The 21,709-nt window shown below is 52.4% G+C and carries 19 protein-coding genes; 12 read left to right on the top strand and 7 right to left on the bottom strand.

What is annotated here, in order from left to right; all coding sequences use genetic code 11:
* Positions 1–73: 73 nt before the first annotated feature.
* A complete protein-coding gene (locus HUF18_RS13795; RefSeq protein WP_225692606.1) occupies positions 74–991 on the bottom strand; it encodes a TIR domain-containing protein in 918 nt (305 codons plus the stop codon).
* Between the two features lie 632 nt (positions 992–1,623).
* Here HUF18_RS13795 and acnB point away from each other — a divergent pair.
* From acnB to HUF18_RS13775, 4 genes are all read left to right on the top strand, one after another.
* Complete coding sequence (acnB, locus tag HUF18_RS13790; RefSeq protein ID WP_225692807.1) at positions 1,624–4,227, top strand: bifunctional aconitate hydratase 2/2-methylisocitrate dehydratase; 2,604 nt, start codon at positions 1,624–1,626, stop codon at positions 4,225–4,227.
* Positions 4,228–4,505: 278 nt separating this feature from the next.
* Positions 4,506–5,024: a hypothetical protein gene (locus HUF18_RS13785; protein ID WP_145468402.1), complete on the top strand. Its 519-nt coding sequence runs from the start codon at positions 4,506–4,508 to the stop codon at positions 5,022–5,024.
* Positions 5,025–5,160: 136 nt separating this feature from the next.
* On the top strand, positions 5,161–6,096 hold the full coding sequence (locus tag HUF18_RS13780; protein WP_225692605.1) for an acyltransferase: 936 nt from the start codon (positions 5,161–5,163) through the stop codon (positions 6,094–6,096).
* Positions 6,097–6,358: 262 nt separating this feature from the next.
* Entirely contained in the window at positions 6,359–7,285 is a 927-nt protein-coding gene (locus HUF18_RS13775) for a lysophospholipid acyltransferase family protein (protein WP_225692604.1), read from the top strand.
* 51 nt (positions 7,286–7,336) lie between these two features.
* Here the strand turns inward: HUF18_RS13775 and HUF18_RS13770 are convergent, their stop codons facing one another.
* The gene (locus tag HUF18_RS13770; protein ID WP_225692603.1) at positions 7,337–7,678 is read right to left on the bottom strand and encodes a hypothetical protein; all 342 of its coding nucleotides are present in this window, start codon (positions 7,676–7,678) and stop codon (positions 7,337–7,339) included.
* A gap of 69 nt (positions 7,679–7,747) precedes the next feature.
* Positions 7,748–9,523: an aspartate--tRNA ligase gene (aspS, locus tag HUF18_RS13765; RefSeq protein ID WP_145468394.1), complete on the bottom strand. Its 1,776-nt coding sequence runs from the start codon at positions 9,521–9,523 to the stop codon at positions 7,748–7,750.
* 300 nt (positions 9,524–9,823) lie between these two features.
* On the opposite strand from aspS, the gene HUF18_RS13760 reads away from it, so the two are divergent.
* The 4 genes from HUF18_RS13760 to HUF18_RS13745 all read left to right on the top strand — a co-directional run bounded on the left by HUF18_RS13760 (position 9,824) and on the right by HUF18_RS13745 (position 12,892).
* Positions 9,824–10,642 (top strand): SDR family NAD(P)-dependent oxidoreductase, encoded by an 819-nt coding sequence (locus tag HUF18_RS13760; protein WP_225692602.1) that lies wholly within the window; start codon positions 9,824–9,826, stop codon positions 10,640–10,642.
* Positions 10,643–10,853: 211 nt separating this feature from the next.
* Positions 10,854–11,372 (top strand): HU family DNA-binding protein, encoded by a 519-nt coding sequence (locus HUF18_RS19645; protein ID WP_145468390.1) that lies wholly within the window; start codon positions 10,854–10,856, stop codon positions 11,370–11,372.
* Positions 11,373–11,543: 171 nt separating this feature from the next.
* Positions 11,544–12,131 (top strand): uracil-DNA glycosylase family protein, encoded by a 588-nt coding sequence (locus HUF18_RS13750; protein WP_225692601.1) that lies wholly within the window; start codon positions 11,544–11,546, stop codon positions 12,129–12,131.
* Positions 12,128–12,892, top strand: coding sequence for an SGNH/GDSL hydrolase family protein (locus HUF18_RS13745; protein WP_225692600.1), 765 nt, complete (start codon positions 12,128–12,130; stop codon positions 12,890–12,892). Before HUF18_RS13750 ends, HUF18_RS13745 begins: the two co-directional genes overlap by 4 nt.
* Before the next feature lie 19 nt (positions 12,893–12,911).
* Here the strand turns inward: HUF18_RS13745 and HUF18_RS13740 are convergent, their stop codons facing one another.
* Together HUF18_RS13740 and HUF18_RS13735 are read right to left on the bottom strand one after the other, a co-directional pair.
* Positions 12,912–13,709, bottom strand: coding sequence for a hydroxyacylglutathione hydrolase (locus HUF18_RS13740; RefSeq protein ID WP_225692599.1), 798 nt, complete (start codon positions 13,707–13,709; stop codon positions 12,912–12,914).
* A 21-nt stretch (positions 13,710–13,730) separates the two neighbouring features.
* Positions 13,731–14,189, bottom strand: a complete 459-nt coding sequence (locus HUF18_RS13735; protein ID WP_145468381.1) for an HIT domain-containing protein — start codon at positions 14,187–14,189, stop codon at positions 13,731–13,733.
* Positions 14,190–14,326: 137 nt separating this feature from the next.
* On the opposite strand from HUF18_RS13735, the gene HUF18_RS13730 reads away from it, so the two are divergent.
* Positions 14,327–15,553 carry a GNAT family N-acetyltransferase gene (locus HUF18_RS13730; protein WP_225692598.1) on the top strand — a complete coding sequence of 409 codons (1,227 nt, stop codon included), beginning with the start codon at positions 14,327–14,329 and terminating at the stop codon, positions 15,551–15,553.
* A 67-nt stretch (positions 15,554–15,620) separates the two neighbouring features.
* On the opposite strand, the gene HUF18_RS13725 is transcribed toward HUF18_RS13730, so the two are convergent.
* On the bottom strand, positions 15,621–17,345 hold the full coding sequence (locus tag HUF18_RS13725; protein ID WP_225692597.1) for an endonuclease/exonuclease/phosphatase family protein: 1,725 nt from the start codon (positions 17,343–17,345) through the stop codon (positions 15,621–15,623).
* Between the two features lie 289 nt (positions 17,346–17,634).
* Between HUF18_RS13725 and HUF18_RS13720 the strand changes: the two genes are divergently transcribed.
* Positions 17,635–17,847: a hypothetical protein gene (locus HUF18_RS13720; RefSeq protein ID WP_145468375.1), complete on the top strand. Its 213-nt coding sequence runs from the start codon at positions 17,635–17,637 to the stop codon at positions 17,845–17,847.
* On the opposite strand, the gene HUF18_RS13715 is transcribed toward HUF18_RS13720, so the two are convergent.
* Entirely contained in the window at positions 17,826–18,950 is a 1,125-nt protein-coding gene (locus HUF18_RS13715) for a GNAT family N-acetyltransferase/peptidase C39 family protein (protein WP_225692596.1), read from the bottom strand. The two genes, HUF18_RS13720 and HUF18_RS13715, sit on opposite strands and share 22 nt — an antisense overlap.
* A 338-nt stretch (positions 18,951–19,288) precedes the next feature.
* On the opposite strand from HUF18_RS13715, the gene HUF18_RS13710 reads away from it, so the two are divergent.
* Complete coding sequence (locus tag HUF18_RS13710; protein WP_225692595.1) at positions 19,289–20,761, top strand: RimK family protein; 1,473 nt, start codon at positions 19,289–19,291, stop codon at positions 20,759–20,761.
* Positions 20,762–20,897: 136 nt separating this feature from the next.
* Positions 20,898–21,683, top strand: coding sequence for a substrate-binding periplasmic protein (locus HUF18_RS13705; RefSeq protein ID WP_225692594.1), 786 nt, complete (start codon positions 20,898–20,900; stop codon positions 21,681–21,683).
* Positions 21,684–21,709: the final 26 nt, after the last annotated feature.

The raw sequence follows: 21,709 nt of genomic DNA, 5'->3' as shown, positions 1-21,709 counted from the left end.
TTGGGAATGAGAGAGCTGTTTCAGGGGGAACCGGCGCAAGCTCGGGATTTATAACGCCTAAAGCAGCGGCGTTTTAACGCCCGCTGGCTTTACTTGTTAGAACTGCATCCCAATCGACCACTTTATTGGCACCGCCAGGACAAAACACGCCTTGTGCATTATTTTCGAAATATAGATCTGTCATTTCTTCGAGGCAATCGATAAAAGCCTTTAAATGCTCTCCAGTACACCACCCCTTATTTCCTACTTGCAAAAACCAATCTAACACTTCTGACCCTGAAGTTAGCCTGTCAATTGTGAAATCATAAACTTCAGAGTTATCACTCCAAAAAGAAATTACTCCTGTTTCAGGATCAAATGTTACGGGCTTTTTCTTTTCAAAGAAGTCGGGAAGTCTATTTGGAGATTCACTTCTCACATGACTATATGCAGATTTTCGAGTTAGGCGTAGAACTTCCTCCAATATATCTCTGTCACTCCGTGAGGAAGAAGCAGTTGTTTGGGGCTCTGATTCTGATAGGATATTTTCAATTTTCTCATTTAATTGTGGCCAAAACACATCGAATGTGGAGTTAAGTGTTTTGTCTTCAAGCTTCTCATCGCCAAGTTCATGATTTATAGATCTAAGCAACTTCATAGCCTCAGGCCGGTTGAAACCGGAACACTGAAATTGAACCAGTGGGCCTTTAACCTCTGCTGGCGTAACACCAAAGAGAAGTGGACACACCCTCGCTGTATCAACAGATTTAGAAAGTGCTCCTGCTTCAAACATTAACCATGGGGCATCTAGATTGTAAGGGGTTAAAACTATTATTCCTATTTTGGAAGACTCCAATTTTTTTGAAATTTCAGAGCTCCATCTTTGCCCCTTATTTATATCCTCAGGGGTAAAGTATGGTTTTACCGCCTGTATTACGCATGGAATCCATTCACGTATTGCTTCTGCGATTTTCTTACTTTGCTCACCCGACCAGCTTATAAATAATTCCAACTTAATAGTCCCTTTTACGGTATTTCTAACAGCATTATTAGTGTGCACACACATTAACTTGGGTAGACTTTTTCGAGGCCTCTTCTGCAACCAGTTGATCTGGTTCGGAAATGTCGCCTGCCCCTTAAAAACTTCCCAGAAAAACGCGCACGCCGGTTAATTCGGTTTTTCTGCGCCTTTAGATCTTCTGACTGATAAACCTGTTGCTCAGACTGCCTGTCGTTATTAATAACAGAAAACTTACTTTTACGGTCTAGGTATAAAGTACTGGGTTCGGGCTCGTATCAAGGTGTCACAGCATCGCGGGCATGGCCCGCTCCTACGGCCAGGGAATGCTAACAACCGTGTTCGCGGGCACAGCCCGCTCCTACAAGCTATGAATTCCAACAAGTTTGTCGCAGGCAAACCCGCCCCTAAGGCCGGTGATGAGCGGCCATTCTCAAGGCGCTGCAGACCGCTTTCTGCCTACCGTTACTCTGCGCATTATCGACGTTTGCCTGTTCACATATCGACGTTTGTCTCTGGGGTATTGAACCCGGCTGTACTGTTAGAATCAGAGCAAGGAGCTATCATTCACCCCGATGAATGAACGGATAGTGAAGAGTCTGATTGTTAACGATGAGGGTACCGCTGTGTTAGAAGCTTATCGCGCACACGTCGCTGAACGTGCTGAACTGAATATTCCACCAAAGCCGCTGACTGCCGAACAGACTGCTGCCCTGGTCGAGCTGCTGAAAAACCCACCGGCTGGCGAAGAAACCGTTCTGGTTGATCTGCTGGAAAACCGCATTCCACCGGGTGTTGACGAAGCCGCCTACGTAAAAGCCGCCTTCCTGACGGCCATCATCAAAGATGAAGCGACTTCTCCGCTGGTATCCAAAGAAAAGGCGATTCAGCTGCTGGGTATGATGCAGGGTGGCTACAACATCGCCACGCTGGTTGAGCTGCTGGACAACGCTCAACTGGCTCCGCTGGCCGCTAAAGAACTGAAGCACACCCTGCTGATGTTTGATGCGTTCAACGACGTACAGGACAAAATGAACGCCGGCAATGCCGTTGCCAAAGAACTGATGGAATCCTGGGCCAACGCTGAATGGTTCACCAAGCGCAACAAGGTTGCTGAATCCATCAAGATGACCGTATTCAAAGTCACCGGCGAAACCAACACCGACGACCTGTCTCCGGCTCCGGATGCCTGGTCCCGTCCTGATATCCCGCTGCACGCCCGCGCTGCTTACAAGATGACCCGTGACGGTCTGACGCCGGAAGAGCACGGCGTAACCGGCCCGATGAAGCAGATTGCTGAAATCAGCGCCAAAGGTCTGCCGGTTGCCTTCGTGGGTGACGTTGTCGGTACCGGTTCTTCCCGTAAGTCTGCCACCAACTCGGTGCTGTGGTTCTTCGGTGACGACATCCCGGGCGTACCGAACAAGCGTGGTGGCGGTGTCTGTATCGGTTCTAAAGTGGCTCCTATCTTCTTTAATACCATGGAAGATGCCGGCGCTCTGGTATTCGAAGCCCCTGTCGACAAGATGAACATGGGTGACGTGATCGATATCCGTCCATACGAAGGCAAAATCCTGAACGAAGCCGGTGACGTTATCTCCGAATTCGAATTCAAATCCGATGTCATCCTGGACGAAGTTCAGGCTGGCGGCCGTATCCCGCTGATCATCGGTCGTGGTCTGACCACTAAGGCCCGTGCTGCTCTGAACCTGGGCGCAGCCGACACTTTCCGTCTGCCGGTTGATCCTGAAGCAGGCAGCAAAGGCTTCACTCTGGCGCAGAAAATGGTTGGTAAGGCTTGTGGTCTGGAAGAAGGCCAGGGCGTACGTCCGGGCACTTACTGCGAACCTAAAATGACGACTGTAGGCTCTCAGGACACCACGGGGCCGATGACCCGTGACGAACTGAAAGACCTGGCGTGTCTGGGCTTCCAGGCGGATCTGGTGATGCAGTCGTTCTGTCACACGGCCGCTTATCCGAAGCCGATTGACGTTGAAATGCAGCACACCATGCCTGACTTTATCCAGACCCGTGGTGGTGTGGCTCTGCGTCCTGGCGACGGTATCATCCACTCCTGGCTGAACCGCATGCTGCTGCCTGACACGGTCGGTACCGGTGGTGACTCTCACACCCGCTTCCCTATGGGTATCTCTTTCCCGGCGGGTTCTGGTCTGGTTGCGTTCGCCGCAGCGACCGGTGTTATGCCACTGGATATGCCTGAGTCTGTACTGGTGCGCTTCAAGGGTAAAATGCAGCCTGGTATTACCCTGCGCGATCTGGTTCACGCCATTCCGCTGTACGGTATCAAGCAAGGCATCCTGACCGTTGAGAAGAAAGGTAAGATCAACGAATTCTCCGGCCGTATTCTGGAGATCGAAGGTCTGGAAAACCTGACGGTTGAACAGGCGTTCGAACTGTCTGACGCCTCTGCTGAGCGTTCTGCCGCCGGCTGTACCATCAACCTGTCGGAAGAATCGGTGGCGGAATATCTGCGTTCCAACATCGTGATGCTGCGCTGGATGATCGCTGAAGGCTACGGCGACGCCCGTACTCTGGAACGTCGTGCGAAAGCCATGGAAGCCTGGTTGGCGAACCCAGCTCTGATGCGTGCTGACAAAGATGCGGAATACGCCCACGTGATCGAAATTGATCTGGCTGATATCAAAGAGCCTATCGTGTGCTGCCCGAACGACCCGGACGATGCCAGGTTCCTGTCCGAAGTGGCCGGCGACAAAGTGGATGAAGTCTTCATCGGTTCCTGTATGACCAACATTGGTCACTTCCGCGCTGCGGGTAAGCTGCTGTCCCAGCACAAAGGTGGTCTGAGCACCCGCATGTGGATGTCTCCGCCAACCAAGATGGACGAAGCTCAGCTGATGGAAGAAGGTTACTTCAACATCTATGGCACTTCCGGTGTACGTACCGAAATGCCGGGCTGTTCCCTATGTATGGGTAACCAGGCACGTGTAGCTCCGAATACTACCGTACTGTCTACCTCTACCCGTAACTTCCCGAACCGTCTGGGTGATGGTGCCAACGTGTACCTGACCTCTGCGGAACTGGCTGCTGTGGGTGCGATTCTGGGTAAACTGCCAACCACCGCAGAATACATGGAATACGCCAACAAGCTGGACAGCATGTCTGCCGATATCTACAAGTACCTGAACTTCGACAAGATGGACGTGTACACCAGAAAAGCAGCGACCGCTGTTATCGTGTCAGACAAGTAATTAACCCGAGCGGTTGATCACTGAAAAACCCGGCTCAGGCCGGGTTTTTTATGGCTTCCTTTCAGAAGATCGACTTGTAGTAAGATGACCTCGCCCCTGAAAAGCCCTCAGCCTGCCGCAACCCAATAATACAAACCACACCGGGCCTTATGGCCCGGTTGCCCTCGCCCTTGTCGCCCCTCCAACCCTGCCATACTTTCTGCCCCCGCCAAACTTTCTGTTAATATGCGCTTAATCATTCGCTGCTTATCAGGCCAGCCAGGCCAACGGACAATATTATGGGTGCATATCTGGTTCAGATTCATTGTCAGCAATGGGAAAAATCGCAGCGCGGTGAACCCTACGCATCACTCAGACACAGCCAGCCTGAACGCAGCGCGATCGCATCCATACAACAACTCCCGCATATTCCACTCGGTAATGGCCAGCAATTACGCCTCGACATTCATGGCGACGACCGCCAGTCTTCGCGCTATCCCGATGGTCGTTTCCGCCTGAAAAAAGTCGGTAGTCAGGGCTGGCAACTGGACCGGGTTCTGTTTTATCAGCAACAGGATGGTGCCATTTGTCTGCGCCACAGCAGCGGTGACTATGTTCAATGGCAATTACAGGATGGCTGGCTGCAATACCGCTATCAACAGCGTTACCGGGTCGAAGAGCCGGACGCTATTTACTGGCTTTATGAGCGCGTTATCATCAATCTTGCTTATTTTCCGCACAGTAACGGACAGAGCCAGATATTTACTGAGCAATCTCCAGCCCGGATTATTGATGACCAAAGCCCAGATTCCTTCTGACACAGCAACACAGGCAGCGCGCAACAGATTGTCCTGCATGCAACACAGCCTCAGCGCAACATAGGATTGCCGCGCTCCGCCACTTTATCTAACATTAGCCACCACCCTTAACCGCCCACCGGATACGGACTCTAACGTGAGCAAAGCTGAACTACATTCCGCCGGAAAACCCACTTTCCTGACTACCTGTGCAGGTATCATCAGCTCGCTTGCGCTGTTGATTCATACCGTTTTTCTTGGTGTATTTCTTTATGCCTTTATCCTGCTGCGCATCATCCTGCCAGCACGTCAGGCACAACAACTGGCAAATCCTGTTATTACTGCCATCGCCAGCCTCTGGCTGGCCGGCATTCTGTGGTGGCTCAATCATGTTCACCGCGTGCAATGGGATATCCGCGGCCTGTCACGCCAGGGTAAAAAAGACTGGTACCTGCTCAGCGCCAACCACCAGAGCTGGGTGGATATTTTTGTGCTGTATCAGATTTATCACGGCAAAGTCCCGCTGCTGAAATTCTTTATTAAAAAAGAACTGGCTTATGTACCTATTGTTGGTCAGGCCTGGTGGGCTCTCGATTTTCCTTTTATGCGCCGCTATTCCAAACAGTTTCTGGCCAAGCATCCGGAAAAAGCCGGGGATGATTTAAAAGAAACTCAAAAAGCCTGCGAAAAATTCTCGCTGACACCGACCAGTGTGATGAATTTCCTCGAAGGTACACGCTTTACCGTTGCCAAGCACCGTGACCAGCAATCTCCCTTTAAACACCTGCTGAGACCCAAGGCCGGCGGTCTGGCCTTTGCTATTCAGGCACTGGGGGATAAATTCAGCGCCCTGACCAATGTCACCATCTATTATCCGCAAGGTATTCCGAGCTTCTGGGACATGATGTGCGGGCGCTTTAAACACGCCGTGATACAGATTGAAGAGCTGCCGATTCCTGCGCATTTCAGCAAAGGCGATTATCAGAATGACGATGCCTTACGCCTGGAAATCCAGCAATGGGTAACGGAAATATGGCTGAAAAAAGATGAACAGCTTTCCGTATTAGCCGGACAGAAGGCAGAGCATTTGTAGCAGTTCAGTTCCTCAGCCCTGAACCACGATCAGGCGAGCCGGCAATTCCTGTAATCGCCGGCTTTTGTTTTAACAATTCTCCCACTGCATTATCGCCCTTCTTCCGTACCGCTCTGCGGGAGGCCGTACGATATTATCCATAAAATTTTTGCGGTATTTATATACAGCCCTTCGCCCGGAAACAAATTCGGAATTAATATGGAGCAACAGGTTCCGAATGATTTAAAATCCCGCCTTTTTTACCCGTCAAAACAACCGCTACATGATTAAATCTGCTCTGATTCCTCTTACACCCGCCCTGCTGAAACCCAGATACTGGAGTGCCTGGATTATCGTTCTGCTGATGTGGTCACTGGCCTGGCTACCGGTTAAAACCAAACATGCAATGGGCGCCCACCTCGGCCGCGTGCTGAGCAAAAGAATGAAAAGCCGTACGCGCATAAGCCGCCGCAATCTGAGTGTCTGCTTTCCGGATAAATCCCCTGCAGAAATAGAAACACTGATTGAAGAAAACATGGTGGAAATGACCAAAGGCGCGCTGGAAGCCTCCCACCCCTGGTGGCGGAACATGTCTGGTTATTCGGCCAAAGCAAAGGTTATTGGTCTGGATAAACTGCTTAATGCCCGCGCCAAAGGAAATGGCGTACTGATCATGGGTGGCCACTTCGCCGCCGTCGATTTTATTCTGGCTATTTTCGCCGAGCGGGTCGCGCGCGATTACCCCCTCGGCTATATGTACCGCCCCCATGACAATCCGGTTATTAACCGTATGATTGTCAACGGACGCCACCGCCATCATGTGCATGGTTTTACCAAATACGAACTGAAAGACATGGTTCAGTTTCTGAAAGACGGCGGCATAGCCTGGTACGGTTGCGATCAGAACTTCAGCAAGTCTGATTTATTTGCTCCCTTTTTCAGCGTTCAGGCCGCGAACCTGTCAACGCCTACCTGGATCGCGCAAGAAAGCGGCGCCGCCGTGGTCTTTATGCGTATGCACCGTCTTGCCGATGGTAACTTCGAATACGAATTCAGTGATGAACTGGAAGGCTTTGGTAACGATGCGCAACAAGACTGCGAAGCCTGGAACAGGGAGCTGGAAAAAGCCATTCTTCACTATCCGGCTCAGTACTTCTGGGTACATAAGCGCTTTAAAAAGCGCCCGGCCGGTGAAGCAAAAATGTACTGAACGACCGCCCTCTTACGCTTAATTGTAAGACAGAGGGTGTGCTCAGAAATCTCATTTCATAAAGTATTCACTGATCCAGTGATACAGCACATCTGCGTTAAAGTCGGTATTTTTTACCGCCTGATAGTCATCTCCCGGGTCCTGATCAATAAATGTATATTGATATTGAATCAGCCCCGGGTGTTTATCATGCAACACAATAAGAATTCGTTTACGCGTCTGTAAGCAATCAATACTCATCACGTCGGCCGGAATCCCCATCCTGCGCATACCCTGCATAACCCCGATCACCGGATTAATATCAGCGAAATTCTGCTGAATCCGCAAATGTGCCTCACTGGCAACTTCCGACAACGACAGCAACGCCGGGTTGGCACTTATTTTCTTATCCATATGAATATCCTTGCAGCATAAAAAACGGGAGCCTGCGCTCCCGTTTTTTTACCCATCAGTCTGCCGGAATTATTCCGCAGCTTTTGGCTTTTCACGCAGTTTAATGTGCAGCTCACGCAGCTGGGTGTTATTAACCGCACCCGGAGCCTGAGTCATCACACAAGCGGCTGACTGGGTTTTCGGGAAGGCAATCACTTCACGAATAGAGCTGGCGCCGGTCATCAGCATGATCAGACGATCCAGACCGAAAGCCAGACCACCGTGTGGTGGTGCACCAAACTTCAGCGCATCCAGCAGGAAGCCGAATTTCTCACGCTGCTCTTCTTCAGAAATGCCCAGCGCGCGGAATACACTCTGCTGCATGCTCTGATCGTGAATACGGATAGAACCACCACCCAGCTCACAGCCGTTCAGTACCATATCGTAAGCGCGGGACAGCGCGTTCAGCGGGTCTTTTTCCAGCTCTTCCGGAGAACAGCTTGGTGCGGTGAACGGATGATGCAGTGCAGTTACAGAGCCATCGTCGTTCTCTTCGAACATCGGGAAATCAACAACCCACAATGCCGCCCACTCAGAGGTGTACATGTTCAGATCGGCAGCAACCTTGCAACGCAGGGCGCCCAGCGCTTCGTTAACAATCTTGGCTTTATCAGCACCGAAGAAAACGATATCGCCGTTCTTCGCGTCCAGCTTGGCCATGATCTTCATGGTGTTATCGTCACCGATAAACTTGATGATCGGCGACTGCAGGCCTTCAACACCTTTTTCGATTTCGTTGACCTTAATCCAGGCCAGACCTTTGGCACCGTAAATACCAACGTACTTGGTGTAATCGTCAATCTGCTTACGGGAAAGCTCAGCGCCGCCCGGTACTTTCAGTGCAGCAACACGGCCTTTCGGATCTTTGGCCGGAGCAGCAAAGACTTTGAATTCGATATCCTGCAGGAATTCAGCAACGTCAACGATTTCCATCGGAATACGCATATCCGGCTTGTCAGAACCGTAACGGTTCATCGCTTCGGAATATGGCATACGCGGGAAGTCGCCCAGATCAACATTCAGTTCTTTCTGGAAGATTTCTTTAATCATGCCCTGGGCGATACCCATGATGTCGTCTTCGTTAATAAACGAAGCCTCAACGTCGATCTGGGTAAATTCCGGCTGGCGGTCAGCACGCAGATCTTCGTCACGGAAACACTTGGCAATCTGGTAGTAACGGTCAAAACCGGCAACCATCAGCAGCTGCTTAAACAACTGTGGGGACTGTGGCAGTGCGAAGAAAGAACCTTCATGGGTACGGCTTGGTACCAGATAATCACGCGCACCTTCCGGCGTTGCGCGGGTCAGGATCGGGGTTTCAATATCGAGGAAACCCTGCTCTTCCAGATAACGGCGGGCATGCGAAGTCACCTTTGAACGGAAGCGCAGTTTGTCCTGCATTTCCGGACGACGCATATCCATAAAGCGATACTTCAGACGAATCTCTTCACCCACATCGCTGTAACCATCAAGCGGGAACGGTGGTGTTGCGGCCTTGTTCAGGATAGTGATTTCTTTACCCAGAACTTCGATCAGACCGGTTTTCATATTGGCATTGGTGGTGCCTTCCGGGCGGCCACGCACGCGACCACTGATCTGTACAACAAACTCAGAGCGCACGCTGTCGGCGGCATTGAAAGCATCCACAGTGTCAGGGTCAAACACCACCTGCACCAGACCTTCACGGTCACGGATGTCGAGGAAAATCACGCCCCCGTGGTCGCGGCGACGATGCACCCAGCCACAGAAGGTTACGGTTTGGTCGATCAAGGTTTCGTTGATATCACCACAATAATGTGTGCGCATCGCTTGGTCCTGCATCTGAATCGTCAATGAAGTTGCCGACAGGCCGTAAATAGAAGGCGGGCCGGAAATAAAAGGCGGGCAGTATAACGGATTTTAACGGCGATCCGATACCTCAGCAGCCGGATTCCTGCAACCTCAGGCCCAACCTGCAGCAAAGGCACTGCCGGTTATGGCAGAAAGCCCTGCGGATCGTCACAAATCCACCTTGAGCCCCCTCCTCACTCAGGTAGTCTGCACAGACTAAAACAATAACAGCCGTGAGCATCCCTCACTTCAGCAGAACATCAGCGGAGCAAACCCATGCAGTCATTTTCCAATAAAGTTGTTGTCATCACCGGTGCAGCTTCCGGCATTGGCCGGGCACTGGCCCAGCAGCTGAGCCGCGAAGGTGCCCACCTGGCACTGTCCGACGTCAATATGAAAGGCCTGGAAGAAACCCGCTCATTGCTGAGCGGCCACGGCAAAGTAACCCTCAGCGCCCTGAACGTTGCCGACCGCGATGCATTCGAAGCCTATGCCGCACAGGTGGTCGCCGACCATGGTCAGGTCGATGCTGTGATCAATAATGCCGGTGTCGCCTTATCAGAAACCGTCGCCAATATGAGTTACGACGACATGGAATGGATTGTAAATATTAACTTCTGGGGCGTGGTCTACGGCACCAAAGCCTTCCTGCCTTATCTGCAGAGCCGACCAGAGGCCGCCATTATTAATATTTCCAGTATTTTTGGCATCATTGCCCTGCCAACCCAGGCCGCCTACAACGCGACCAAATTTGCCGTGCGCGGCTTTACCGAATCCCTGCGTCAGGAACTGGCCGATACCAACGTCTTTGTCACCACCGTGCATCCCGGCGGCATTAAAACCAACATCGTCCGCAATGGCCGCATGAAAACTTCTCTGGCTGGCGAGAAAGACCACGCCACCCAGATTGCAGAGTTTGAAAAGATGGCACGCACAACCCCTGCACAAGCCGCTGATGTGATTCTCAGCGGGGTAAAACAACAAAAACGCCGTATTCTGATCGGTGCTGACGCCCGCCTGATGGACCGTATTCAACGCTGGTTCCCGGTGCGCTACAGTGGCATATTCGGTTGGGTACTGAAAAAGCTGGCATAAAAGACCGGTGAATTTCCGCAAAAAACCGTATCAGATAGTCGCAAATCACGTTTTGTGACGAAAAACCCCGAAAAAACAGGGCTCAGGTGCTTGCCTCGCCCTTTTTTTTACATAAGAATTCTCTGGCCTCTCCGATAATATGCAGCATCTCAACGTCAGCCTGCCACGGAGAAGCCCGAACCCGGAACAACAAAACCAAAAGGATCAGACCATGGCTGCAAGAAAATCTCCGGCGGCGAAAGCTCCTGCGAAAAAAGCGGTTGCCAAAGCCCCTGCCAAAGCACCAGCGGCTAAAAAAGCCGTAGCCAAAGCACCTGCAAAGAAAGCCGTCGCTAAAGCGCCTGCGGCTAAAAAAGCCGTAGCCAAAGCACCTGCTGCCAAGGCAGCCGCACCGGCAGCACGTAAGACCACTGCTATTGCTGAAAAATACAGCAAGACCCAACTGCTGAACGAAATCGCAGAAACGACTGGTCTGGCCCGTAAAGACGTTAACGCTGTACTGGAAGAACTGACCGTTCTGATCGAACGTCACGTGAAAAAACGTGCCGTTGGTGAATTCATTCTGCCAGGCCTGCTGAAAATCAAGACCATCAAAAAACCTGCGCAAAAAGCCCGCAAAAATGTGCCGAACCCATTCCGTCCGGGTGAAACCATGGATGTTGCTGCCAAGCCTGCGAGCACCAAGGTTAAAGTTCTGCCACTGAAGAAACTGAAAGACATGGCGATGTAATCCATTGCCCATGCAGCAATGGCTGGTGCGCTTCCGGGCAGCCGGCACATCGTTAAGCGGCCGGTGTTTACACCGGCCGCTTTTTTTTGCCCGGAACTTCACCAGTCTGTTTTTTGATTTTGGCTCCGGAACACGCCACCATGCACAGATACCTGCCATTGGCCGCTGAACATGTCTGAGTTAATTCCACTGCTCAACGAAATTGAGCACTGCACCCGCTGTATTGCTGACCTGCCACTTGGGCCACGCCCGGTTGTCCGCGCGGCGGCGACATCGCGTCTGCTGATTATTGGCCAGGCACCCGGAACCAAAGTTCACGCCAGCGGAATTCCCTGGGACGACGCCAGTGGCCAGCGACTGCGCCAGTGGCTGGGCATCAGCAATGATGTGTTTTATGACGACAGCAAAGTCGCCATTATGCCGATGGGATTCTGCTACCCGGGAAAAGGTAAAAACGGAGATTTACCACCGCGCCCGGAGTGTGCACCGCATTGGCATACGCAATTACTGGCAGCCATGCCCAATATCCGCCTGACGCTGTTAATCGGGCAATATGCGCAGAACTACTATTTAAACGATGATTATCGCAACCTGAGCGAACGCGTTGCGCACTGGCGGGATTTTCCCCACGATTTTTTTGCCCTGCCGCATCCTTCACCACGTAATCAGCTGTGGCTGAAAAAACACCCCTGGTTTGAGCAGGACGCTATCCCTGCCCTGCAACAACGTATTCGCCACCTGCTGGAAAGCGCACCATGACATCACGACTGACGTTACTGCTCAGCTATCTGCTGTATTTACCATTGCTGCCGGTATTGCCCTGGATTATTTATCAGGGAAAAACCGTTAAACGCAATACCCTGCGCCTGCCTGAAGCCAGCGGCATACGCTCTGGCACTGAACCGAAATTACAACAGCCAGCGCACAGTCTGCTGCTGCGTCATATTGGCGAAAGCACCGTCGCCGGTGTGGGTATCAGCAGCATCAGCAATGGCCTCACCGCCTGTATTGCCCGGGCACTGGCCAGTGAACAATTAGCGGTGCAATGGCAGGCGATTGCACAAAGCGGCATCCGCGCAGCGCAGTTAAAAGACATCATTGCAGAAGAAGATAAAGCCCCGGAGCAAGCGCCATACCAGAAAGCACTGTTGCTGATTACTCTGGGCGTGAATGACACCACAGGTCTGACTGCTGCCCACCAATGGCGACGCCAGCTGCGCCGTATTATTCAGCATGAAACAGCCCACCTGCCGGCAGGAACTCAGGTTGTATTTACTCAGGTGCCGCCGATGCAGGATTTCCCTGCGCTGCCTGCCCCACTGAACCGCTTTCTTGGTTTGCGCGCCTGGCAACTGGATAAACAAATAAGACACTTATGCAGTAAGCAGGGCTGGCATCATGCGGCGATCAGCTTGCCGCTGCAGCCACAATGGATGGCAGAAGATGGTTATCACCCCAACGCTGAAGGCTACGCCCGCTGGGGTGAAGGAGTTGCGGACAACATCCGCACATTGCTCTGACCAGAGCTGAGTGCGCCATTTACCACTGATCACGCAGGCTGCGCAGCGCCCGGAATACATCACGGTCACTGTCACCCAGCTGCGGAAAGTGCTCTTCTTTCAAACGCTCACGGATACGTGGCTCGTGCAGACGTAAAAACGGGTTATATTCACGCTCCTGCCCCAGCGTCATTACCGGCATATCGTCGGGAGAAAAGGCTGACACCTGATCAGCCCAGTAACCGGCCATCGCATTACCCGGTTCCCGGTCGAGGGCAAAAGCCAGATTATTTTTCATATAATCGTGCCCCGGATAAAGCAAGGTTTCATCCGGCAATGGCAGCAGCTGCGACACAAAAGTATCGTACATAGTGTCGACATTACCGCCGTTATAACAATTACCGGCGCAGGCATTAAATAAGGTATCGCCGGAAAATAACACCGGCACAGGTTCGTGCTCCGACACCGGTGCCAGCAGGCATAAATGTACCGGTGTATGACCGGGCGTAAACAACACATTAAACCGTAACGTACCCAGTTCAATCACATCACCGGCATCCAGACCATGCGCCTGATTAGGGATTTTTCCCAGCGCATTTTTATGCGCCCAGATGGGCGCACCGGTTGCAGCCTGCACCGCCGGATTGCCGTCAATATGATCATGGTGCTCGTGGGTATTAATAATCAGCCGGATATCCAACCCCTGTTCAGCGGCTAATTGCACCATGCCTTCGCCATCCAGAGGATCAAGGGCAATGGCCTGACGGGTTTCTTCACAGGCGATCAGATAATTAAAATTTCTGAGCGGGTTATTCATAAAACGGCGTAACACAATCATATAGTTTCTCCGGCTCAGACATTACCAATAGACGTTGTTTTCTTCGTCATCCTCAGCGTGCAGGTCTTCAACAAAATGACTGGAAAATAAACTTTTCAGCTCATGCACACGCTCCTCCAGGGCTGCTGCACTGTACGGCACCGCCGGACTGTGTCCCCAGACAGGGCCCGGCCAGGCAGGGTCATCAGCGAAACGGGCTATATGGTGCACATGCAACTGAGCAACCACATTACCCAGCGCGGCGACGTTCATGGATTTGGCAGAAAAATGATCGGCCATTTTTTCCAGCACCCAGCTGGATTCTTTGGCCAGCTGCATCCGGTCTTCTTCAGACAGATGATAAATTTCAAACACATCGTTACGGGCCGGTACCAGAATCACCCATGGGTAACGGCTGTCGTTCATCAGCAGCACCTGGCTCAGTGGCAGGCGGCCGATCAGCGTGGTATCCGATTGCAGTCGTTCATCAAGACGGAACATAATTCCCTCCGCAGTAGTTATTCCAGTCATTATGATAGGCCTGAGACTGCGCAAGGTCACTGCTTTCACAGATAAGCTGACAAATATTCTGCCGCAGATACTGATATGCAACCCACAAAGACTACGGATCGCTCTGAATGAAGGATTTCCACCTGATCACCAGCATTAGCGCCATCCCTGAAACTCAGTGGCAAAAACTGCAGCGCAACAGCGCGGGGGATTATCCCTTTCTTGATTACCGCTTTCTCGCCGCTCTCGAACACAGCGGCTGCATTGGCTCCGGCAGCAGCGGCAACAACAACGAAGACAACAACGAAGGCAATGAACACGACAGCGGCTGGCGGGTACAGTATCTGGTGCGCTTTGATACTCAGGGTGAGGCCGAAATAATCATTCCCTGCTACCGCAAAACGCACAGTTACGGCGAATATGTATTTGACTGGAGCTGGGCCGAAGCCTATCAGCGCTATGCGCTGGAATATTATCCCAAGCTGTTATGGGCCGCTCCTTTTACTCCGGCAAGTGGCCCCCGGCTGTTGCATAACGCTGCGTCAGACATACAAGTACAGCAAGCCTGGCAGGATGCATTACAGGCTGTACAGGCATTTTGTTCAGCGCAGCAGTTATCCGGCTGGCACCTTAATTTTGTCGCTCCCGGCGACAAAGTGCTGCTGGATACACTTTGTAAGTCCGCAACCACGCAGGCAATGCCACCGGTACGCCGGCGCGGCTGTCAGTTTCACTGGTTTAATCAGGGCTATATAAGTTTTGATCATTACCTGCAGTCCTTTGCCAGCCGCAAACGCAAAAATGTACGTAAAGAACGCCAGCGCCTGCAGGACATGAGCATCAATATTGTGCAAAAAACCGCCGATAATATCAGCGCCGCCGACATACACTTTTTTTATCAGTGCTACCAATTAACCTATTGGCGCCGGCGTTCTCAGGGCTATCTGAACGAAACGTTTTTTCAGTTATGCCGCCAGCATTTATCCCGACAAATGTTACTGGTACAGGCCGAAAAAGACGGCCAGCTTCTGGCCTCTGCCCTGTATTTTTTTGATGACACGACGCTCTACGGTCGCTACTGGGGTTGTCAGCAGGATATCGACGGTCTGCATTTTGAGGCCTGTTATTATCAGGGTATTGAATTTTGCATAAAAAATAATCTGCAGCGCTTTGATCCGGGTACCCAGGGAGAACATAAAATCAGCCGTGGATTTACGCCGGTCAGCACCTTCAGTTATCACCAGTTAATGCAGCCGGAATTCCAGCAGGCCGTTGCGCACTTTGCGCAGGAAGAAGAAGCTCAGGTTATTATTTATGAGCAACAGGCACGCAGCCTGCTGCCGTTTAAACGTTAACGCTAAACGACAACCATAAAAAAACGGAGCTGCTGCTCCGTTTTTTATATCTGCTAAAGACTCCGCTTTATGGGCGAATCAACACAAAGGTCTGATTAGCACCAATGTCGGCGGAACCAGCGCTGGCACCGGCACCACCGCCAAAATCGGCACGCAGATATTTGCCGTTATCCGCTTTCAGGGCCACGCGGTCATTACCGAGGTTTACCAGTTCAAACTGTGCTGCTGCACTGTCTTTACTGTGCCCGGTAGTCAGTGTGCCCAGCAGGTAAGAATCCAGACCAACATAACCGCCATTGCGCGCCTGCAGAGCCACTTTACCGTCAGCCAGGCTGGCCATAATAAAGCTTTCCCAGGTTCCGACCTGCGATGAACCCGCCGAGACAAAGCTGCCACCGCCGCTCATTGCACGCAGGAAGTGGCCATTCGCAGTCTGCAAATGCACAACGTCACCGGCATAAGGAAATGCGCTGCGGACGACATTGCTGTCATCAAAGCGGAACAGGCCACGGGCGGCATAATGATCCGATAAATCCCATTCGCCCCAGAGGTTATCCTGCAGCGAACGCGGCGCAATAATTTCCTGCGTGGCACTCACTGCCGGCTGGTTAACATTGCTGACCAGTGTGTAATCCAGATATTCCAGATACGGCGCTTCCGCCCAGTGGTTGGTGTTGGAATCAAAACTCAGCGTGTGGCCGGTATTCTGCGGCTCACGGGCATTCAGCACAGCTTCGAGATAATCACGATCCTGCGGCAGGCCGATTTTATTAACGTTAAAGTCACCGGCCATCAGCACCGGCTCATCGGCAGGCAGGTTCAGGCTGCGGATGTAATCCCCCATTTCCTGCAACTGGGCCAGACGGGCGTTACGGTTGGCATCGTCATCGGACGACTGGGTATGGGTGGCAAATACGTGGTAGGTTTTGCCCTGTTTATTCAGCTTGGCATAAATAACTCCCCGCGTAGCCGCACACTGAATACCATCACAATCGCTGTAGGCGTGTGAATCTTCCAGCACGATTGGCCAGCGCGACAGAATACGGGTACCAGAACCCAGCACCTTACCGAGTTTAAAAATATCGCCGGTCTGATACGGATACTCAGCACGCAACTCATCCAGCAGCGCATTGCTTTCTGCCAGATCAAACACTTCAGTCAGTACCAGCGCATCGTAGTCAGCCATCACCTGCGGCATTTGCGTCAGGCGGGTGGAAACTTTCTTCGAACCGAAAATTGTGGTCGCCCAGATGTTGTAGCTGAGCAGGCTGAAATCACCAGGGGCTTGTGCGGCAGGCTTATTATCCTGCTCCTGCAGCACATAACGGATAATGCCACCATCACTCAGACTTTCGCCTTTAACCGCCAGCGTGGCGGCGCGGCCTTCAATAGTCGCGGCCTGACGGTGAATACTGTCATCGCTCTGGCCAGCCAGATTCCAGCCATTACCGCTGGCGGCAAAGCTGACGTTCAGACCGGTAGTATTTTGCTGCAATACAAACTGATCAGCATCGGAGCTCAGGTTCAGCACCAGACTGCTGTCAGTTGCGGCATCACGGATCAGACGGGCCAGGGTACGGGTTGCCAGCGGCGGTACTTCAGCACTGACCAGTTCAGCGTTGGCATCCCCCTGCAGACTGACCTGCAGGGTTTCCAGCGTGCTGTTGGTAAATACAATCTCGCTGCTCAGCGACTGCGGCGGTTGCGACATCGCCATCACAGCAGATGATGCCAGCAACAATGCAGCAGCACTGGCAGATGCAATGGGGCGGAAACGGACAAGGTTCAGCATATGGAATCTCTTTTTGTCGTCGTTAATTAACTTTTTGTCGTCGTTCGTTAAAACGTCGCTGTCAGCGGAGAGTATTCAGCGCAGTCCATCCGGGACTGCCGTACAGCATATAGCAGAACTCTTTGTTTTTGTTACGTTTTTTCGCGCCACTTGCGCTGTTTTCTGATGACCGGAGATCCTCCCGTACACAGTTCCGGCATAGGCTGAACGCCTCTCTTCTGGTATAAAGTGCCGCCCGGTCGCAGTATTCACGACCGGCACAGAGTCAGATAATCGCGGAGCAACAGGCATGGCATTACAGGCATACAAAGTGGAACAGGTTCTGGTATTTGCGACCCGTGGCACCGAAGCCAAGATGCTGGCGGCGCCGCTGATACGGCCAATGGAAGAATGGCGTGAAGATGTCGCCGGCTGGGTGGCGCTGCGCTCAGAGCGCGCGCCGGAATTTGACGAGCTGTACGACCCGCAACGTACCGAGCCTTACGTGCACGCAGCCTCCTGAACCGGCTGTGGCGATTCAGAGAGCAATACCGCCGCCCCGTACTGCGCGCTGCCGTACTGAATCATACGCGCCAGATTGTCGAGGCTGACCGGTACATAAAGGTTATCGGTCGCCACCTGATCCAGATCGGCATCCACATCCGGATCGTTGATATAGCCGTAATCATCGTCCACCGAAACCAGCCACACCCAGTGCGGCGCTTTATTGCGGTTAAGACGCCAGGTGCTGATTAACAACAGAATACGGTACCCCGCCGCCAGCGCCTGGCGCAGGTCATCCACACTTTTAGTGCCGACCTCGGTAATAATCCCGGCGCTGTCACAGCGCGCCTGAAAATCATCACCGACCAGCTGGATAACGTCACGCTTATGGCTACTGCGCACACCATCCAGAAACGCCACGCGAATATCCGACAGCCACAACCGCACCGCAAAACCACGACTGTGCGCCGCCAGAGCCAACCCCTGCGGCGAGGTTCCGCCGTGACCCGTGGTCAGATAAATAGTGGTCGCCTCGCGCCACAGGTTCAGCTCATGCAGGCGGTTAAGCACCACGCTTTTATCCAGACTGCGCATCGCCATCAGCAAGGCGGCCGGGCCGCAGGTAAAAGGTGTGGTCTGGGCATAAAACGGGATTTTATCCGGTACCGGAATTGCACCGCGCAGGTGTTTTTCCATACGCCAGCCATCGGCACCATCCTCATAATACTGTTTGAGGGTACGCAACCGGCGGTAGCCATAACGCTCATATAAGGCCAATGCGCCAGCGTTGTCCTTGCGTACTTCAAGGCGCATAAATAATACGTGACGGGCCAGCGCCCGCTCTTCCACCCAGCGCAGCAATTGCAGTCCCAACCCCTGGCCGCGGGCATCAGGCGCAACCGCCAGAGAATACAGACGCGCCAGCGAGGTGCCGCGATGAAACAGCACCAGCGCATAGGCCTGAATGCCGCCCTGCGGATGATCCAGACACCAGAGCTCACTGTGCTCGCTGCGGATAAAATGGCGAAAGCGCCGCGCATTCAGACAGTCACCGCTGAATACCTGCGCTTCAAGTGCACTCAACGCCGCAACGTCGCTAATTTCCGCCAGTCGGGGATGCATAAAAATCCGTAATTTTCAGAGCCAGAAAAGATCAGCCGGATGCATAGCGCACGGTCTGACAATGCCGCTGAGCATAGTCTTCACCTCCGCCGAAAAAAAGTAGCGCCAGCGCTATTTTTTTACTGGCGAAAGTCGCGCCCCCTGCATACTATGATTTTTCAGCCAGCACTGTTCTGGTGCCGCTGCCTGCTGACGCTAACAACCGTCAGGCGATGGACTGCCCTTTTTCTTACGCCGCAATCCGGCACGAACCAGAGCGTTGATCCGGAGTCTGACCAGACGTCCTTTCGGGCTCAGCAACCACCTTATTTTATCGGTCTCATTCTGCGGAATATGTTATGAAACCTTTGCTCGTGCTTGTCGATCAGCTGACGGACTGGAGTCCGTTTTATCCGACCAATCAGGTGATTGCGATTGAGCAATACCTGCGCGACTTCGCCGAGACCCGCGGCTACGTCATTAACCTGTGCCGCGATTACAGTTATCTGAGCACCGGCTATTACGGCTCGCTGCTGGCCGAGGCCCGCGGCGGTCAGGTATTTCCGTCGGTGCGCGCCATCCGCGAGCTGAACAGCTTTGAATCCGGCCAGCCGTTGCCACTGCGCTACGGACGTCAGCTCGACAGCCTTTACAAAAAACGCGATGCCGACAGCCAGCAGCTGCCGTTACGCATTTACTTCGGCCAGAGCGAACAGCCGGAGCTGGCAGCCGTTGCCCGCCGTATTTTTGATACCTTTGGTTTTCCGGTACTGGATATCACCCTGACCCGTCATCAGCCCGGTGTATGGACCATCAGCCGCGTGCACTGCTGTTCACTTGATGATCTGGACGATGCTGGCCAGACCCGCTTTGCCGAAGCACTGGATGCCTTCAGCCATAAAATCTGGCGTAACCGCCGTTCGGGTAAACGCTTTAAATACGACCTTGCCATTCTGCACAACCCGGAAGAAGCCTTGCCGCCATCCAACAAAGGCGCCTTAAAAGCCTTTGAAAAAGCCGGTAAAGACCTCGGCCTGAATGTCGATTTTATTACCTGGAAAGATGCATCCCGTATTGGCGAATACGACGCGCTGTTTATCCGCGAAACCACCCGCGTGGATCATCACACCTACCAGATAGCCCAGAATGCAGAAAATCAGGGCCTGCTGGTGATCGACAGTCCCACCGACATTATGCGCTGCTCGAATAAAGTGTATCTGCATGAACGTCTGCAGCGCTTTGAAGTCGACACGCCGAAAACCCGTCTGATTATGGGTAACCAGCCCTATGATCTCGACGGTCTGATTGCCGAGCTGGGCTTGCCGGTGATTGTTAAGGTGCCGGACGGTTCGTTTTCTATCGGGGTGGAAAAAGCCAAAGACCGCGAACAACTGATTGAATGCATCGAGCGTCTGAGTCAGCGCTCAGCGATTTTACTGCTGCAGGAATTTATGCCCACCGATTACGACTGGCGCATCGGCATTATGGACAATCAGGTCATTTACGCCTGTCGCTATTTTATGGCCAAAAGCCATTGGCAGATTTACAACCACAGTGCCCGCTCGCATAAATCCGGCAATGCCGATGCAATGTCGGTCGATAAAGTTCCGAGAAAAGTCATCAAGACCGCACTGAAAGCAGCCAAGTGCATGGGTAATGGCTTTTATGGTGTGGACCTGAAAGAAAGCGGCGACCGCGCCGTTATTATTGAGGTTAACGATAACCCCAGCATCGACATGGGTGTCGAAGATCTGCACAGCGGCAGCCTGCTGTATCAACAGATCATGGGCATTATGCTGCGCAAACTGGACGAACTGAACGGACGCAAATAATAAAAAAATCAGTAGAAATCAGGACGCAGAAGTACTTCGGTTCTCTGCGTTTTATTTTGTAATTCCGGACACTCTGAACAAGAAGACCGCGCCACAGGTGTTACCATTAAGGGATCATTCATGCCAAGGCCTTCTTATGCCCAAGTACCTTATCCTTTTACTGCTGTCTTTCAGCAGCCTGTTTGCAGCCGCGGAATCCGCCGAAAAAAATTCAGTTTTCAATCGTGAAAATATCAAGTCGATCAGTGTGGTTGCCCCCGAATGGGAAGGTTTTACCAACGCTGATGGTACCGGGCTCTATTGGGAATTACTGAAGGCGATCTACGAGCCGGCGCAGGTTAAGGTGAAAACAGCCAACGTCCCCTGGAACCGGGCGATGAAGATGGTTACCAAATACCGTGTTTACAACGCCATTGCCGGTGAATACAAAGAAACCGAAGAAGACCTGCTTTTTCCGGACTATGCCATCGATGTGGAATACATGTCTGTATTAACCCTGGCTAAACGCAATCTGCCCTGGAATGGCACGGCCAGCCTGAGCAATAAAAATGTCGGCTGGATAAAAGACTACGATGTTATTGAAGCAGACCAACGTGACTTTGAATTGCTGGAATACCGCACCACGGCACTGGGACTGGAACTGCTCGAAGCCGGAAAAATTGATTACCTGATTGATGAGTGGGACGAAATTGCCGCGACCGTAGCCGCCAACAATCTGGATATGACGCACTACGTTATGAACGAAATGCCCGAAGGCACCGACATCTACATCGGCTTTGCCAACACGCCACTGTCGCAGGTTCTGATTGATATTTACAACGAGCGTATGCCTGTCCTCGAGCGGGAAAATAAGCTGCTCCCGATCTATAAAAAGTGGGACGGCGAGCTTCCGGCATCGGTCAAAGAGGCCTTAAGCAAATAGCACCTCCAGTCCGGGTCTGTTAAACC

Origin of the sequence: Thalassolituus sp. ST750PaO-4 (assembly GCF_020320405.1) — a bacterium.
Taxonomy (GTDB): domain Bacteria; phylum Pseudomonadota; class Gammaproteobacteria; order Pseudomonadales; family Oceanobacteraceae; genus Venatoribacter; species Venatoribacter alkanivorans.
This window is presented reverse-complemented; position numbering and strand designations above follow the sequence as displayed.